Raw genomic sequence first — 17,273 nt, forward strand, 5'->3', positions numbered from 1 at the left:
AACTTTAACAAAACCCAATAAAAAAGCCGCTAACGTTAGCGGCTTTTTTTGATAAATCATTACATATTTGGGTAGTTTGGACCACCACCACCTTCTGGGGTGACCCACGTGATGTTTTGTGAGGGGTCTTTGATATCACAAGTTTTACAGTGCACACAGTTTTGTGAGTTGATGACAAATTTTGCGCCGCTGTCACTTTGTACCACTTCATATACCCCTGCTGGGCAGTAACGCTGGGCAGGCTCAGCAAAGATTTTGAGGTTACGCTTAATTGGCACCTCTGGATCGGTTAATTTTAGATGACAAGGTTGATCTTCAGCGTGGTTGGTATTGGAGATAAACACGGAAGATAATTTATCAAAGGTCAGCTTACCATCGGGCTTTGGATACTCAGGGATATAAGCGTGATCTGCGCGCTCAAGCACATCGTAGTCTGGCATTCTGTCACGAATAGTCAGTGGCATTTTACCCTTAAATATATTTTGCTCTAGGAAGTTGAACGCACCGCCCATCCAGATACCCATGCGGTGCATCGCATTTGCGAAGTTACGCGCTTGGTACATGTCGTTGTAGAGCCATGATGCTTTGAATTTTTGCTCATAGGTTGGCACTTCGTCATGTTGACGACCAGCAGCAATCGCTTCATACACGGCTTCCGCGGCTAACATACCTGATTTGATGGCGGTATGAGTACCTTTGATTTTTGCTGGGTTTAGGAAACCTGCATCGTCACCCACTAACACACCACCGGCAAAATATAGTTTTGGTAATGAGTTTAAACCGCCTTTGGTCAAAGCACGCGCACCGTAAGATAAGCGTTTACCGCCTTCTAAGATATTGCGAATGAGCGGGTGGGTTTTTAGGCGTTGTAACTCATCAAATGGCGATAGGTAAGGGTTGTGATAAGACAAGTCAATCACCATACCAAATGACACTTGGTTGTTTTCATCAAAGTATAACCACCAACCACCGTTACTATGCGTCTCGCTAAGTGGCCAACCTGAACCGTGCAGCACCATGCCTTCTTGGTGTTTGGCAGGGTCAATTTCCCAAAGCTCTTTTAAGCCAATACCATAGTGCTGCGGGTCTTTGCCTTCTGATAGGTTGAAACGGCTGATTAAGCGTTTACCTAAGTGACCACGGCACCCTTCAGCAAAAATGGTGTATTTTGCCAATAGCTCATAGCCTGGTTCATAGCCTGATTTTGGTTGACCTTCGGCATTGACGCCCATGTCGCCCGTCAATACGCCACGAACAGAACCATCTTCGTTGTAGAGAATTTCAGCGGCAGAAAAACCTGGGAACATCATCACTTCAAGCTCTTCGGCTTGGGTGGCTAACCAACGTACAAGGTTACCCAATGAGATAATATAGTTACCATGGTTGTGCATCAAACTTGGGACGATTTTTTCTGGTAATTCGCGGTATTTGGTCTCATTTTTGAGCATGTAGACGCGGTCACCTTTGGTTTGCACGCGAACGGGCGCACCTTTTTCTTTCCAATCAGGAATCAGTTCAGTTAGTGCATTCGGCTCCATGACCGCACCTGATAAGATATGGGCACCAAATTCTGACCCTTTTTCAACGATACACACGCTAAAATCAGGATTGCCAGCAGCAATGGCAAGTTGACGTAGACGAATTGCCGCAGATAGACCTGAAGGTCCGCCACCCACGATAACTACGTCAAACTCCATTTGCTCGCGTTCGATGTCTTGCATACAAACTCCTTAGAAAAATAAAATTCAGTGATGACAACTTGCTTAACCTTGCGCGTATTGGGTTAAACAATGCGGTTCATCAGCTTACATCTGACAATACACATAAGTCGCATCACGATGATTTTTGCAAGGCTAGTGATCTAGAAGGTTAGCCTTTGATTATCAGTTCATCAAATAATTGCTGGCTCAGGCTGGCAATGTTATCAATGGTTTTCTTGATTTTAACATATAATGAATCGTTATATGAATTCAGAAAAAATACTACTTAGTATAATAGATTAACCGTTTAACCACCTAATATTTTTGCAGGAGAAAATGACTGCCGGGCTTAATTTATCGCATCCAATTTGGCTTGTCTTATGCTATCTATCACCTTTATATACAATAAATCGACACAGGTACTAACAGCGACTATTTGAAACCCAGCGTTGAATTGACTACTATGTACCACAAAGTGATGTCGACACAGCGCATCATGGCATTCATAAACCCATACAATACGCTAAATCCTAATCTAAATAAAAACTACCATAATACGAGCTATAAAATGACTAATACTGATACTAATAATGTAGCATCTAAACCCAGTTTTGATACTAGCTTTGATATAGGCGAGCTAAGCCAACAAATCGAGCAATCGGTCGCTTCGCAAGCGGTAGCAGCCGCAAACCATCCGACACGCCAAATTCCACCCCTTGAAAAATGGCAACCCAAACTCATCGGTATGATGGATGTGGTGGTCAAAGCCAATGGCGAGTGGTGGCATGAAGGCAGTCAAATCACCCGGCAGCTACTCATTGATCTGTTTGCCAAAGTGTTATGGTCAGAGGTTGATGACAATAACCACATTGAGTATTTTTTAAAAACCCCTGTGGAAAAATGGCAAATCCAAGTAGAAGACGCGCCACTGCTAGTCAATCAAGTGGACGTCATTAACGAGCAATTTGGCGATACTAGCAAACCGGTGTTGCAGTTCACCACCACGCAAGGCGATGTGGTGATTGCCGACGAGCAGCATCCGATTCGTTTGGGTCTGCCATTTACCCATGCTAGCCAGCATGATGCTGGCTTACAGCAAAAACAAGCCAGCCAGCCGTATCTGTTGGTGCGCCAAAATGGTGACTCAGCGCTATACGGACTCATTCATCGTAATGTGTTTTACCATTTGATTGAACTGGGTGAGTTGGTAGAGGGTGAAGAGGGTGCGTCATTGATTTTGCACAGTGGTGATAGCACTTTTACCTTGACGATGACCGCCTAAATAGCCGCTTTAGCCAAATTTTGATAGCTTGTGAACCAGCGAAGTGACGAATTTGCTGTCAAATTCAGCAACTGCATTTTTTTGTAGTGAGCGTCTAAAAATTGGTATAAGATAGTGGTCTATTTTATGGGTAGGCGGTTATTTTGCGGTTTAAAATAGCAACACCCTGCGAGTTGGACTGATTAGGCTATGGTAGAGTTAGCAAGCGCGCCGATAGGCGTATTCGATTCTGGGTTGGGCGGATTGTCGGTATTGACCCATTTGCAGCGACGCTTGCCATTTGAACGTTATATCTATCTTGCTGATACCCTGCATGTACCCTATGGCTCACGCAGTGAAGCACAGATTCGTGAACTTACCTTGCAGGCAGTGGCCTGGCTACATTCGCAAGGTTGTAAACTTATTGTGATAGCTTGCAATAGTGCCTCTGCGCATGGATTACAGGCGGCAAGGCGGCAGTATCCTCAAGTGCCGATTGTCGGCTTAGTCCCTGCATTGAAACCTGCGGTGATGCAGTCGGCGACCAAGCAAGTCGCGGTGTTGGCAACCCCAGCGACCTTGCACGGGTATTTACTCAATGAAGTCATTGAACAAGTCGCCAAACCGCAGCAAGTGACTGTCCACAAATATAGCTTTAGCAGCCTAGTGCCTTGGGTGGAATTGGGTATGCCAAGCCATCACCCAGCCGTGACTGATTTAGATCATTTGCTAAGTGAGTTACAGGCTAAAAAGGTAGACCAACTGGTACTGGGCTGTACCCATTTTCCTTTTTTTAAAGCCTATTTGGCACAGCGTATCGACGAGCTGATGACCCACCAAGCTATGGGGAAAGTGGCATTGATTGATTCGGGCGATGCCATTGCCAAACGGGTGCATGATTTGCTTGAGCGAGCCAATCAGCTTGCCTCTCATAAAGAGCGACCGCGATTACAGTTTTATGCCACCGCCAACTTACCCACTACTGAGCAGGCGGCAACGCGTCTGTTGCAGCGATTTTTGCCAGAGTTGGGGATTGATTTTTTTACCTTGTGTGTGACTCAACATCGCGCAGTGAACTGAGCTTGTTGGTTAGTCAGCATGGCTTTTACCCTTTTAGCTTTTAACGATTTAACTTTTAACGATTCAGCTTTTAACCCTTTACTTTTTTAATTAATTGCGTTCATTAGAGCGTTATGGAGAAGATAGCATGTCTCAAAAGAAACGTTATCATATTCATATCTCTTTGGTGAGAAATGAAAATGTCAACTTAGAGAACGCGCTAGAGTATGCGCTATCGACGGATTATTTTTTGACTTGGGATTTGCTTGCGACCCATACCAATTTTGTTGAATACAGCCGCCAACAAATCGACCAATGTGATTATATGATTTTTATTTTGGGCAATGATTACGGTCATTTAAGCCTATCAGGTGTCAGTTATCTGCACTTATCTTATATCTATGCGTCTTCGAAACGCGTGCCCATGATTGCGTTAGTCAATACCCAACCGAGTCAACATGAACTATTACGTCAACGGTTGGATCTGTTTAATTTGGTGATTAAAGAACAAGGTTCGCGGGCCATTCATTTCGATCAGACCCATGATGGCGTGCCAGACTGTGTTCGAATGCTTGAGGAAATCAAAGAGAAGTTTCCACGATCAGGTTGGGTCAAAGACACCCTTCCATTGAGGACGCTACCGACAGGCGCTAGTGGGGATTTGAAGTCAGTTTTTGTCTCGGATAGATTTCATATCCGTAATAGTGTGCAACCCGCCTTAACTACCAGTAATCTAGAGCGCGATCAAAAGCGGCCTGAACTTGAAGTCAGACCGACCCAAGTCACGCCAAAAGAGCTCAATGAAGCGTTATTGGTCAATTACACCGCACACGCGTTTGAAGGCGGCAACTTGCGAGAAATCAGCGCAGCTTATACATTTAGCTGGGGCAATATTGTGCAAATGCTACAAGCATTACCGCAGCCGTTTACCAGTAATATGATGTTGACCCAAATTAACGATGCCCTCAAAGATGCTGCGATGGCAGAAGCGCTCAAAATCTCACCCAAAATCCATGCCGTCTCTCGCTGTCAAATCAGTAATATCGATTATCAATGGATCAAAAGCCAACTGGTGAAAAAACAATGGTTGGTCTCGGTCAAAGAAGAACGAAGTATCCGCGAGCTGTGGCAGATTAACATCATTGTACAAGCTTAATCCGTCGTTTTTAACACACCTTTTTGAGTGTTTTATGCAATTATTTTATATCAGCTTTGACCAAGCCATGATTTACTCATGTCATGACAATATTATACAGACCTGCTAACTAGCGTCACATTTGTTTATGCTATGATAATCTCACAACACACATAACGATAACATTGAGGATAAAAGAGGATAAAATTATGAGCAATCATGTGACTCAACAAGCGGACGATCTTGAAAACAACATCAACCAACTTGAAGATACCATGCACGAAGCCCAGCAGTTTCGTACCCTTGAAGAGCAAGTCGAAGATATGAAACGCCGTGGCATCAACCCACGCGATAACTTCAAAAAATGGGATGAAGACGAAGAGGACAATTGGGGCAGCAATTCAAAAGGCGAAGTCAAACCGATCCAAATGGATGATGGTGAAGAGCCTACCCCACCACCTATTGTATAATGTTCTACAATGCGCGGATATTAACAAGACCTTATCGATATCAACAAAAACCCTTAATGCTGACATTAAGGGTTTTTTGTTTGGGGATAAAAAATTGATAAAAATTGTAGATGACTAAGTCTTAAATAGCTCAGGTTTAAATCATTTAAAGTTTAAATGACTAAGGCGTTGTCACCCCACCTTGTCCATTGTCGATACGATAGTAACTCGTGCGCCCATTGGCATCGCGTACCACTTTAGTCGGCGTGGCAGTAACCGTTGAATTCGGTACAGACTGGTATCGAACGGGCGTTTGGGTTGGGTATTGGGTTGGGTACTGAGCATTGCCTGTTGGCTGAGTCATTAGCATACGGTAGAGTTTCATACCCGCACGACCATCAGGGTTAACACCTTGCTGCCGCTGAAAATCTTGAATCGCATAGCGCGTTTTATCGCCAATCATGCCATCAGCTTGACCAATATCATACCCACGATTAAGCAGTGCTTGCTGGATTTCACGGGCTTGACGGCGACTAATACCGGCATCATCCGTGGGCCAAGGTGTGACAAAGCCGACATTGCTAGTACGGTTTTGGCTAATCATATCGGACAAATGCGCAATCGCTAGCGCGTAGTTCTCTGACGCATTGTAACTATAAAACGCATCGAAGTTTTTACCCACTAAGAACGCAGGGCCTTTAATACCTGCAGGTAATAGCAAACCTGCACTATCAAGGCTAGAGGGTAGCGGCTTACCATTAGCAAGGGTCAGACCTTGATTGCGCCAGTAGCTCATCGGTTTTTTGGCTTTGCGGTTGCTATCTGCCCAAAATCCTGCAGGCAGCTTGACCTCAAAACCCCAAGGCTCGCCCGTGCGATAACCTGCTTTATCCAAGAAATTGGCCGTTGATGCGAGCGCATCAGCTTGGCTGTTGACCAAATCTTTACGTCCATCACCGTCAAAATCTTGCGCCAAGCGTAAAAAGGTACTTGGCATAAACTGGGTTTGCCCAAACGCCCCTGCCCATGAGCCAGTCATATCATCCCGGCGGATGTCACCATTTTGCAAGATACGCAGCGCATTAGCGTATTCCGTGCGAAAGTACGACTGACGACGGTCAAAGCAAGACAAGGTCGCTAATGACTGGATTAAGTCTTTTTTACCCAGCTGCTTACCAAAGTTAGACTCTACTCCCCAGACGCCAAGTACATCCGTCCCTTTCACGCCATAGCGCTGCTCGATACGGCTTAGCGTGCTTTGCAGTTGATTTTTGGCATTGATTCCGTCTTGCACACGCTCTTCATCGACCAGACCTGAGAGATAGTCCCACACTTCTTTTTGAAACTCAGGTTGATAGTTGAGTGAGACAATCACGCTAGGGTCAGGCTCATTTGGGCGATATTGTTCTAAAGTGCTGGCTACACCGCGAAAGGTGCTGCTATTTTTGAGATTGGATAAACACTGTTGAAACTGGGCATTGCTAAGATTAGGCGGTGTCGGTGCGGCATTGGCTTGGCTAACCATCGCCACGCCTGCCAGCGCCATAAAAATCGGGAGTAAACGCATAACAAACCTTGAATAGTGACAGATAAAAACATTAACAAACGGGGTGAATTTTGACTCATTCAAGGGTATAAAAAAAGCTTGCTTAGTGAAAGGAGTAAATGCATTTAATTACATTTTTTCACATTGGGTGATAAAGCGTTAATTTTTGCACGGTTGTGGTAAGTTTAATTGTTGAACTCAAAAAAATTGGGCATTAACAGGGTAAAGCCCAATTTTTAAAAGCATTAATACAGTATCAACAAAGTATCAATAACATAACAATACACGTTATTGTTCGATCATAAAACCGCTAAAATATTGTTTGAGCTTGGCAAGCTTGGGCGGAATCACAAAGTTGCAATAGCTTTGGGTCGGGTTGTTGGCGTAATAATCTTGGTGGTAGTCCTCGGCAACGAAAAACTGCGCAGCAGGATGCACTTCGGTCACTACCTTGATGCCCTGTTCATCACGAAGTTCCCCAATCACACGGTCAATGGTCGGTTTTTGCTGCGCTTCATCGGTGTAAAACACCACGGAGGCATATTGTCTGCCGACATCATTCCCTTGACGGTCTTGTGTCGTTGGATCATGGGTGGCAAAGAAAATATCCAATACCGTCTCAAGCGGAATAATGGTCTCATCAAAATCGACTTTAATCACTTCGACATGACCGGTATCGCCGCCACAGACGGCTTTGTAGTTGGCGCTTACTTCATCACCGCCCATATAGCCTGATGTGACATCGGTCACGCCTTTGACATGGCTAAATACTGATTCGGTACACCAAAAACAGCCACCGCCTAAAATAATCGTTTGCATAATAGTACCTTTTTATGGTTATCTCATTGGTTTGATATAAGGATTAAAATAAATTATTAAAAGTAGAACGGGTGAAAATGTTAGAATAGCAAAGTTTACTCGCCATTCAAGTTAGGCAATGTAAACCAAGTTTCCGCTATCTAAAAACCTGACAGTTTAAGCGTTTCTTAAGCGTTTTATCGTTTAAGCGCGCATAAAACTGTCAGCGATACTAAGTCAGCGGTACTAAGTCTTAGTAACGCTCAATCAGCCATAGTGAGTCAGCCGCATGAGTCAGCCCCAAGCCAAACCACTCCTCGATACTTTATTTACCACGCCGCTGGATGCCAATGCGCGGTTTAGCTTTGATGAGCAAGTGGTGGCTTGTTTTCCCGATATGATTCGCCGTAGTGTGCCTGGGTATGGGCAGATGCTCGCCATGTTGCCGATTTTTGCCAAACGCCATTGCCAGTTTCGCCAAACCAATAGCGACGGCAATAAAGTCAGCCGCGTTTATGATTTGGGCTGTTCACTCGGGGCGGTGAGTTTTGCGCTCGCAGGCGAGTTTGCGCCGCAAGATCTGCAAATCAAAGCCATTGATATCTCAGAGCCGATGATCGCCAAAGCGCAAAGTGTACTAATGCAGCATTATCCTGAGCATGATATCGAGCTGATTTGCGCTGATGTGTGTGGGGTGGCGTTTGAGCGGTGCGATATGATTGTGCTCAATTTAACCTTGCAGTTTTTATCCCCTGACAAGCGCGAGCAGTTACTCAAACGCTGTTATGATGCGTTGGTTGAAGGCGGTATTTTGATTTTGACCGAAAAAAACCCATTTGCTCGATGAAGCGGACGATGCGTGGCGTGTTGAGCGGTATTATGATTTTAAACGCGCCAATGGCTATAGTGAGATGGAAATCAGTGGTAAACGCAATGCACTGGAGAATGTACTTGTCACCGATACCCTCGATTTTCATCATCAGCGTTTAGCAACAGTGGGGTTTGACCGCCATTTGACGTGGTTTCAGTTTTTAAACTTTGCGTCGATTATTGCGTTTAAGTGATGATTGCCGTTAAACAATGAAAACCTGTCAATCCTAAAAGAGTCAACCATGAACAATACCATCAAAACTGCTGAAACCGACGTCTATCTTACCTTGCTGCAATTGGCGGAAAAATACCCAGTTGCCAATGAATGGCTTGCCCAGTTGCCCAACTGGCTGGCTACCATCAAAGACAAATCACGCTACGCCCATGCACCCTTTTATCAATCGCTCATTGAGCGCTTGCCCGTGGTTGACAACGCGCAAGTAGAGTTGAATCAACCCTGTATCACTGCAGCATTGGATTGGCAAGAGAGTGAATACAAGCAAACCCATGCACTACTCAAACGTTTGATGCCGTGGCGCAAAGGCGGTTTTTTACTGGGTCGAGATGACCTGCAAATCCATATTGATACTGAATGGCGCAGTGACTGGAAATGGGATAGGGTGTTGCCACATATCAGCCCACTTCACGGCAAACGCGTGCTAGACGTGGGCGGCGGTTCGGGTTATCACGGCTGGCGTATGGCGGGCGCGGGGGCAAGCACGGTGATTGTGATTGACCCATCGTGTCTGTTTTATAACCAGTTTATGGCGATTCGGCATTTCGTCAGAGACGCTGACCGTAACGATTTTGGACGCAACAGGGTGCACTATGTGCCCGTACCGCTTGAAGCCTTGCCCAATCCTAGCTTGACTAGCGGGCAAGCAGGTCTGTTTCATACCGTATTTAGTATGGGCGTGCTGTATCACCGCGCGTCACCGTTTGAGCATCTTGAGCAATTATACAATCAGCTAGCAAAAGGCGGAGAATTGGTACTAGAAACCTTGGTGATTGAAGGGGATGCAACATCCGTGCTAGTGCCAAGTGAGCGTTATGCAAAGATGAATAACGTGTATTTTATCCCCTCGGTTGCGGCACTGGCGCTGTGGCTGTACAAAGTAGGCTTTGTCGAGGTGCGCTGTGTCGATGTGGATGTGACATCGACGGATGAACAACGCAAAACCGACTGGATGGATTATCAATCTTTAAGCGATTTTCTTGACCCCAATGATAGCAGCAAAACCATCGAGGGCTATCAACGCCCGACCCGTGCGGTGATGATAGCCAAACGACCGTAACGATACATGAACAAGTTACAAGGGTAATGCAGTTTGGGGTAATGGCGTTTTAGGCTAGTGATGTTTAGAGCCGGGTAGTTTAAAGCGTCCTACTAAAATACCACTCCAAGACCATTTTGATGAGAAAGCCAAAAAAACCGCCGCCCAGTGCCAAAAAAATCCAAAATGTGCCTTGCTTGCCTGCATTGTTTTTCTTGGAAATATCAAACATGATAAAAAATAAAAACGCGATAAAGATAGGCAGCAGCACATACATGCCAAGTTTGGTGATTAACTCATTAGAGACTAAAACAAACATGTGATTATCCTATTATTGTCATCAGATATTACAAAATTTTAGCGCGTATTATACGCCAAAAAACCGCGTTTCCTTGTAATGGCATGTATCTTTTGACAGGATTATAATGAAAAAATCATCAAAAATTGGTATATTGAACGCCAAAATCCATGCCCATCGATTGTGAGTGAGTGATAGCCTCAAATCGATGGTGATTCATTGATTTATCGTGCTTTTTTAGCTATCAATCCTGCAACAAAACCTGTGAGCCAACAAAGAGAATTTCCATGTCAGAACAACAACCCGTCATTTCGCAAGCCTTAGCATTAGTGGTGGAATCACTAAAACAACAGCAAATTTTGCCAATCGATTGGGTTGATAACAGTACCATCAGCCGCACCAAAGACCAAGCGCACGGCGATTTTGCCAGTAACCTTGCTATGATAGCTGCCAAGACTGCCAAGAAAAACCCGCGTGAACTGGCGCAAACCATCGTGGCGATGTTGCCTGCCTCGGACATGATTAGCAAAGTTGAGATTGCAGGACCGGGGTTTATTAACTTTTTCTTAGATGATAACGCGCGTTTTGCTATCTTAGACACCATTATGGAGCAAAAAGGCGACTTCGGTACATCCGAAGAATTTGCCGGTCAAAAAATCCAAGTTGAGTTTGTCTCTGCCAACCCAACCTCAAGCCTGCATGTGGGTCACGGTCGCGGCGCTGCGTTTGGCATGAGCGTGGCCAATTTACTAGAGGCAGTTGGCTACCAAGTCGGGCGGGAGTATTATGTCAATGATGCGGGTCGTCAGATGGATATTTTGGCAACCAGTACCTATTTGCGCTACCTTGAGCTGTGCGGTGAGCCAATTGTATTTCCCACCAATGCCTACCAAGGCGATTATGTCAAAGATATTGCCAAACCCATCAAAAAACAGCATGGCGATAGCCTAAAAACCGCTTGGGAACATATGTTACTCAATGTACCTGCCGATGCCGAGTACCAAATCGATGCCAACGGCGAAAAAGTATGTGTCTCAGGTGATAAAGAAGCCCATATTGACGGGCTGATTGCCAATGCCAAAGCCAATTTGGGCGATAATTATCAGATTTTTCATGAAGCCGCACTTAGTACCATCTTGGCAGATATCCAAGATGATTTGGCAGATTTTAACGTGCATTTTGACCAATGGTTTAGCGAAAAATCAATCCAAGATGCCATTGTGCCTGCTTTGGAATTATTAGAGCAGCGGGGTTTTCTATACCAAAAAGACGGCAATTTGTGGTTTAAATCCACCGAATTTGGCGATGAAAAAGACCGTGTCGTCCGCCGTGCCAATGGTCAATTTACTTATTTTGCCTCGGATATCGCCTATCACAAGGACAAGCTTGACCGTGGCTATGACAAAATTATTGATGTGTGGGGCTCAGACCACCACGGTTACATCAAACGCGTGAAGGCGGCATTGACAGCGATGGGCTACGATGCCCAGCGTATGGATGTGATTTTAGTGCAGTTTGTCACCCTATGGCGTGGTACAGAGCAAATCCAGATGTCATCACGCTCAGGTCAGTTTGTGACCTTACGTGAACTGCGTCAAGAAGTCGGCAATGATGCCGCGCGCTTTTATTATGTCGCGCGTAAACCAGAACAGCACATTGACTTTGACTTAGAGCTTGCCAAATCGCATACCAAAGATAATGCAGTGTATTATATTCAATATGCGCATGCGCGTATTTGCCGTGTGCTTGAGCGTACTGAAGAGCGCGGTATCAAAGTCGATGACAAAGCCGGCAAAGCCCACCAACATCTGTTGACCCAACCTGTTGAAACGGATTTATTGAGCTTACTGGCTTCTTACCCTGAAGTGCTACGCCGTGCTGCCGTTAATTATGAGCCGCATTTATTGACCAATTACCTCAAAGATTTGGCAAGTTTGTTCCACGGTTGGTACAACGATAACCGTATCTTACCCAAAGATGGCGAAACCCCGACCCAAGACGAGCTTGACTTGATGCAAGCGCGTCTGCGGTTATCAAAGTCGGTACGCCAAGTGATTCAAAACGGCTTAATTTTGCTCGGATTAACGGCACCAACCAGTATGTGATATGATTAAGATACGCTAAAAACGCTGTAATATTACCGTATCCCATGTCGTAGGAGATGATGATGGCAAGACCCAAAGGAGCGACCCCGCGTAAAGCGCCAAGCACGATGTCGTTTTTTGCTGCCATGTTGGTGGGCATGATATTGACCGTGGGGATTGGTCTGTTTGTTTATTTGTGGAATCCATTTAACCAAGGCAAAACCACGAGCAGCGACGAAGCGCCGATGGTGCAGCCAAAGGTGCAAGACAAACCCAAAACCAATAACTACGAGTTCTATGATCTGCTCAAAGAACAGCAGGTCAGTGCCGTCCCAGACGAGGCGGCTGCCAGTCAGCCAGTCTCGGCGCAGCCTGATGTGGTGTTGACCCAACCTGACAGCACCAGTGCGCCAAAATCAGCGAATGTCAGCGTGGTCGATAATCCCTTGTTGTCTGATGATAACGGTACCAAACCACGCGCTTCAGCCAACAATAGCACGGTAGACACTAGCACCGCTGCCGATGAAAAAAGCAGTGCCGATGCCATTGTGATTGGCAATGAAGAGCCTACGCGGACTTATATCTTGCAAATCAATAGCTTTGATAATGCTGATGATGCCGATAGACGCCGTGCTGAAGTGCTAATGGCGGGCGTGGATGCCCAAATCGTCAAAAAACGCTTAAACAATGACCAAACTGTCTATCAAGTTATCTCTCGCGCCATGAGTAGCCCAGAGATGGCGGCGCAAGCCCAGCGTCAACTACAAAATAGCCGCATTGATTCATTGATTGTCGAGCAGCGTCGCTAGGCTGATTTGCAGGCAAAAAAACCGTGTTGTGATAACACGGTTTTTTATTATTCGGTGGCATTAAGCTTTTTTACGACTAAATTTGCGTTGCTTTTTGTTTTGCAGTTCAGTCAAGGTGCGTTTGATTTCTTCATCAGTCAGTTGTGAAATTTGCTGTAAGATATGCATCACGTCCATATTAAGGATAAATCGCGCGCTTTTTGCCATGGTATGAATGCGAGCATCAAACTCAATCACTCCGCTAGCCGACACCGTAATATAGCCTAGACGCTCTAGCGCATCCATAAAGCTAGTAAACAAGGCACGGTCAAAGAAATCTGGCATATCATCTTCGTATAGCACGGATAGACGCTGACCGAGCAGATGACCCAAATCAATCACTTGATCTTTGGTGAGTTTGCCTGAGCCTTGCTGACTCAGCAGCGCAAGTACCATAAAGTAGCGCTCTAGACTTTGCTCAACTGAGTTGGCAAGCACTGTCAACTGCTGATAGCTACGGGTATTCGGCTCTGGCGTGGTCAGGATGCGATGACCATCCGCATTCACCCCTTTGTCCACGATGATGTTTTCTTCGACCAAAGTATCGATATGCTCACGCAAAGTGTCATTTAGGGTGCGCAGTGGGTATTTCAAAAACAACTCTGCTTGCAAGAAGGGGTACATAATACCCACCACCCGCTCAATGGTGTTTAGGCTCATGGTGCCATTACGCTGTATCAATGATGCACACAGTGACGCGATAATATAAATATGCAAAATATTGTTGCGAAAATAACTCAGAAGCGGCGCTTGACCGTCAGCAATACGAATCAAGTCACCGAGCACATGTGGGGTGCGCTCGATGAGTTTAAGCTTGACACCATAGTTAATAATGGATTCTGGGCTTTGCTGGGTGATTGACACATCATCATCATACGGGATTTTTTCTGCGATACGTTGATACAGTGCCAACTGTTCACGACAGCTTTGCTCATCGAGTGCGCCATGGGGTGTGTCGAGCAGTACCAAAGCTAGCAAAGTGACTGGGTTAAGCACCGCAGAGCGGTTGATACGCTGCATGATTTTGATGCCCAAATTGTCAATCATGTGAGTGACATTGGCAGGCATATCACTATCGGTACGGTCTTTGGGTAGGGTATTTGGGGCAACGTCAAATTTTTTCATAAAATCAGCTAGATACAGCGGCTGACCAAAACTGACGTGCACATGACCGAAGATGCGCTCGATTTTTCGGCTGGCTTTTAACAGACCGAGTAGCGACTCAGATTCTTTGGGCTTGCCTTTAAGCTCACCGACATAAGTGCCGCCTTCCATAATACGTTCATAACCGATGTAGGTCGGGATAAAGACAATCGGTTTGCCCGCTTGGCGCAGATGGCTTTGTACCGTCATCGCTAGCATTCCTTTTTTGGGCGGTAACAAGCGACCTGAGCGCGAGCGTCCGCCTTCGATGAAGTACTCAATCGGCGTGTTGCGCATCAACATACTATGCACATATTCACGAAATACTGCAGAGTACAGCGGATTACCTTTAAAACTGCGACGCATAAAGAAAGCGCCACCATTGCGTAGTATTTGACCTAGCACAGGGATGTTTAGGTTCTCGCCTGCGGCAACGTAGGGCACACGCAGCCCACGTTTATAAATCACGTATGACAGCAACAGATAATCCATGTGACTGCGGTGGCAAGGCACATAGATGATTTCATAGTCGGATGCCAGTTCGCGTACCCGCTCAAAGTGCGCTACTTCAACCCCGTCATACAACTGTGTCCATAGCCATGTCAAAAAGCGGTCAAAAAAGCGCACGGTTGCATACGAGTAATCACTGGCTATCTCGTTCAAATACCCACGCGCCAGTTTTCGGCTTTTGGCGAGTTCACGCGAGTTTTCTTTGCTATCGATATTGATGGCATGCTGAATGGCAGGCGTATACAGAATTTTATCGACCACATTGCGACGGTCTGATAAGTCAGGACCCAAAATGGCTTCTTGTTGTTTATCCAGATAACCTTCTAAACGCTGCTGTACTCGTTCAGTGATGGTGTGTAAATGATGGCGGTCGTTACTAGAAGCATCAGTGGATATCAGGCTATCGGCTTGCAGCGCAGGGTTTTTGCTAATCTCATCTTCGATGATGCCACGCAGGTCTTTGGGTGAGTGAAACTGCACATAAGTATCCCGCCCTTTGACCCCAATATTAAATAGCTGTTTGCTGATGGTGGGTACTTGCCATTCATCAGCGGTGAGGAGGTTAAACAGCGAATCTTCTTTTTCTGGTGCGCGTCCCCACAAGATAGTGACGGGGATAAAATCAATGTGTAGCGTTGGGTATTGCTCGACGGCTTCAATCAAGCGTAATAGGCGAGGTGAGAATACGGCGATGTCATGAGACAGCTTTTCTGTTTTATGGTGATGCAAAAAAATCATTGCGGTATTTTCATCAATACCATGCGCCCGATCGATGACATTGGCTAGGGCAGGGGGTAAGTCGTATTGTTTGGTTTCCAGGTCAATTAAAATACTATTGCTACGAGAATATTCTTTGAGCACATAAAAGGTGAGTCGCTGGCTTGAGGTATCGTTATCGCTTGCTGGCGGTAGCTTATCATCGCCACCATGGGTGCTAGCTTCGCTAATATTGGGGATGTCGCCGATAAGTTTGGATTTGACGGCGAGCCCCAATAATTTGCCAGAGACTTGTCGGTATAGATTTTTTAATAGCGGGGTCGCAGCAGGATGGGTACCTTTGTTGTTCGCTTCGGTAGTGCCTGAATTTTTCCCTACGTGATTCATAGTATGCCTAGTGATTGCGTGAGTTTTTTCGTGAGTTTTTAAAGATAAATACAAGGTTTAAAATATGTCTTATCATGCCATAGATTGATGAATTTCTAAACCTTATCACTCAAAAATTCTTGTATAATGAGTGACTTTAATCCATTTTATCTACCCAAAATAACGGTAATCATAAGAGCGTCTATGGCAAGCCAGCAAGATATGAACCATACCCATAACATTGATATCACTCACCAACCACAGGTGCCCGTAACGCAGCAGCAGTTTGAGCAGCAAGCGATTTGGCAGCAATTAGTCACGCAGTTATTAGAAACCTTAACCCTCGTACCGTATCAAGACAGTGTATTTATTGGGCAAAGCCACGACTATGTCGGTGCGCGCATCTTTGGTGGGCAAGTACTGGGACAAGCATTGATGGCCGCCAGCCATACCGTAGAGCATTCAAAACCTTGCCACTCATTTCATGGCTATTTTTTGCGCGGTGGCGATATCAATAAGCCTGTATATTACCAAGTCGATAAATTACGTGATGGTCGTAGCCTTGCTTCACGTCAAGTGACAGCACGCCAATATGATGACGATAACCAACCGAGCATAATTTTTACCATGCTGGCGTCTTTTTCACCGTTTGAAGAAGGGCTTGAGTATCAACAAGCGATGCCAACGTATCCTGCGCCAGATGTGTTGCTGACCGAGCAACAGCTTAAAGACCAAGTGGTAGGCAAAATCCCCGATGCGCTCAAAGCACGCTTTATGCGCCAGCGTCATATCGAAATTAAACCGATACAGCCGCGTGACCCGATTCATCCAAAAATCATGGAACCAAGCCAAGCCAACTGGCTGCGTATTCCGCAGCTGGGTAAACAGTCAATTCAAGTGCAACAGGCACTGCTCGCATTTTCTTCTGATTTTTATTTGATTGGTACAGGGCTGATGCCACACGGGATTAGCTTTATGACTAAAGGCTTGCAAGCAGCAAGTATCGACCATAGTATGCATTTTCACCGCCCATTTGATATGAATGATTGGTTACTCTACAACATGTGGTGTGATACCACGTCACAGTCAAAAAGCTTAAACCACGGTCAATTTTGGCAAAATGGCAAATTGGTCGCCACAACCCAGCAGCAAGGGCTAATGCGCCTGCGCTAGTGATTCAATAATTTTTACCTTGTATTAAACAGTAGCCGTATG

General features: G+C 45.5%; 13 protein-coding genes and 1 pseudogene. 9 read left to right on the forward strand and 5 right to left on the reverse strand.

The annotated features are described in order from the left end of the window. Window positions 1–59: 59 nt before the first annotated feature. Window positions 60–1,721 carry an electron transfer flavoprotein-ubiquinone oxidoreductase gene (locus LAJ61_RS05830; RefSeq protein ID WP_007115862.1) on the reverse strand — a complete coding sequence of 554 codons (1,662 nt, stop codon included), beginning with the start codon at window positions 1,719–1,721 and terminating at the stop codon, window positions 60–62. Window positions 1,722–2,268: 547 nt separating this feature from the next. Between LAJ61_RS05830 and LAJ61_RS05835 the strand changes: the two genes are divergently transcribed. From LAJ61_RS05835 to LAJ61_RS05850, 4 genes are all read left to right on the forward strand, one after another. Then, window positions 2,269–2,982, forward strand: a complete 714-nt coding sequence (locus LAJ61_RS05835) for a DUF1285 domain-containing protein (protein WP_224053159.1) — start codon at window positions 2,269–2,271, stop codon at window positions 2,980–2,982. A gap of 189 nt (window positions 2,983–3,171) precedes the next feature. Beyond that, window positions 3,172–4,041, forward strand: coding sequence for a glutamate racemase (murI, locus tag LAJ61_RS05840; RefSeq protein ID WP_224053160.1), 870 nt, complete (start codon window positions 3,172–3,174; stop codon window positions 4,039–4,041). Between the two features lie 127 nt (window positions 4,042–4,168). Next, complete coding sequence (locus LAJ61_RS05845; RefSeq protein ID WP_224053161.1) at window positions 4,169–5,176, forward strand: DUF4062 domain-containing protein; 1,008 nt, start codon at window positions 4,169–4,171, stop codon at window positions 5,174–5,176. Window positions 5,177–5,364: 188 nt separating this feature from the next. After that, window positions 5,365–5,625 carry a hypothetical protein gene (locus LAJ61_RS05850; RefSeq protein ID WP_007115866.1) on the forward strand — a complete coding sequence of 87 codons (261 nt, stop codon included), beginning with the start codon at window positions 5,365–5,367 and terminating at the stop codon, window positions 5,623–5,625. Between the two features lie 160 nt (window positions 5,626–5,785). Here LAJ61_RS05850 and LAJ61_RS05855 read toward each other — a convergent pair whose 3' ends face one another. Both LAJ61_RS05855 and msrA read right to left on the reverse strand, forming a co-directional pair. Then, window positions 5,786–7,171, reverse strand: coding sequence for a lytic murein transglycosylase (locus LAJ61_RS05855; RefSeq protein WP_224053162.1), 1,386 nt, complete (start codon window positions 7,169–7,171; stop codon window positions 5,786–5,788). Window positions 7,172–7,438: 267 nt separating this feature from the next. Continuing rightward, window positions 7,439–7,969, reverse strand: a complete 531-nt coding sequence (gene msrA / locus LAJ61_RS05860; RefSeq protein ID WP_050325183.1) for a peptide-methionine (S)-S-oxide reductase MsrA — start codon at window positions 7,967–7,969, stop codon at window positions 7,439–7,441. Window positions 7,970–8,237: 268 nt separating this feature from the next. Here msrA and cmoA point away from each other — a divergent pair. Continuing rightward, a pseudogene (cmoA, locus tag LAJ61_RS05865) lies at window positions 8,238–9,012 on the forward strand (carboxy-S-adenosyl-L-methionine synthase CmoA). A gap of 48 nt (window positions 9,013–9,060) precedes the next feature. Then, entirely contained in the window at window positions 9,061–10,113 is a 1,053-nt protein-coding gene (cmoB, locus tag LAJ61_RS05870) for a tRNA 5-methoxyuridine(34)/uridine 5-oxyacetic acid(34) synthase CmoB (protein WP_224053163.1), read from the forward strand. Between the two features lie 79 nt (window positions 10,114–10,192). Here the strand turns inward: cmoB and LAJ61_RS05875 are convergent, their stop codons facing one another. Continuing rightward, window positions 10,193–10,411 carry a DUF2788 domain-containing protein gene (locus tag LAJ61_RS05875; RefSeq protein WP_100269288.1) on the reverse strand — a complete coding sequence of 73 codons (219 nt, stop codon included), beginning with the start codon at window positions 10,409–10,411 and terminating at the stop codon, window positions 10,193–10,195. A gap of 266 nt (window positions 10,412–10,677) precedes the next feature. Here LAJ61_RS05875 and argS point away from each other — a divergent pair, with 266 nt between their 5' ends. Continuing rightward, complete coding sequence (argS, locus tag LAJ61_RS05880) at window positions 10,678–12,495, forward strand: arginine--tRNA ligase (protein ID WP_224053164.1); 1,818 nt, start codon at window positions 10,678–10,680, stop codon at window positions 12,493–12,495. A 62-nt stretch (window positions 12,496–12,557) separates the two neighbouring features. After that, entirely contained in the window at window positions 12,558–13,283 is a 726-nt protein-coding gene (locus LAJ61_RS05885; protein WP_224053165.1) for an SPOR domain-containing protein, read from the forward strand. Between the two features lie 60 nt (window positions 13,284–13,343). Here LAJ61_RS05885 and plsB read toward each other — a convergent pair whose 3' ends face one another. Further along, entirely contained in the window at window positions 13,344–16,079 is a 2,736-nt protein-coding gene (plsB, locus tag LAJ61_RS05890; protein WP_224053166.1) for a glycerol-3-phosphate 1-O-acyltransferase PlsB, read from the reverse strand. A gap of 183 nt (window positions 16,080–16,262) precedes the next feature. Here plsB and LAJ61_RS05895 point away from each other — a divergent pair, with 183 nt between their 5' ends. Then, entirely contained in the window at window positions 16,263–17,231 is a 969-nt protein-coding gene (locus tag LAJ61_RS05895) for an acyl-CoA thioesterase (RefSeq protein ID WP_224053167.1), read from the forward strand. Window positions 17,232–17,273: the final 42 nt, after the last annotated feature.

It is taken from the genome of Faucicola osloensis (genome assembly GCF_020041925.1).
GTDB classification, from domain to species: Bacteria; Pseudomonadota; Gammaproteobacteria; order Pseudomonadales; family Moraxellaceae; genus Faucicola; species Faucicola osloensis_D.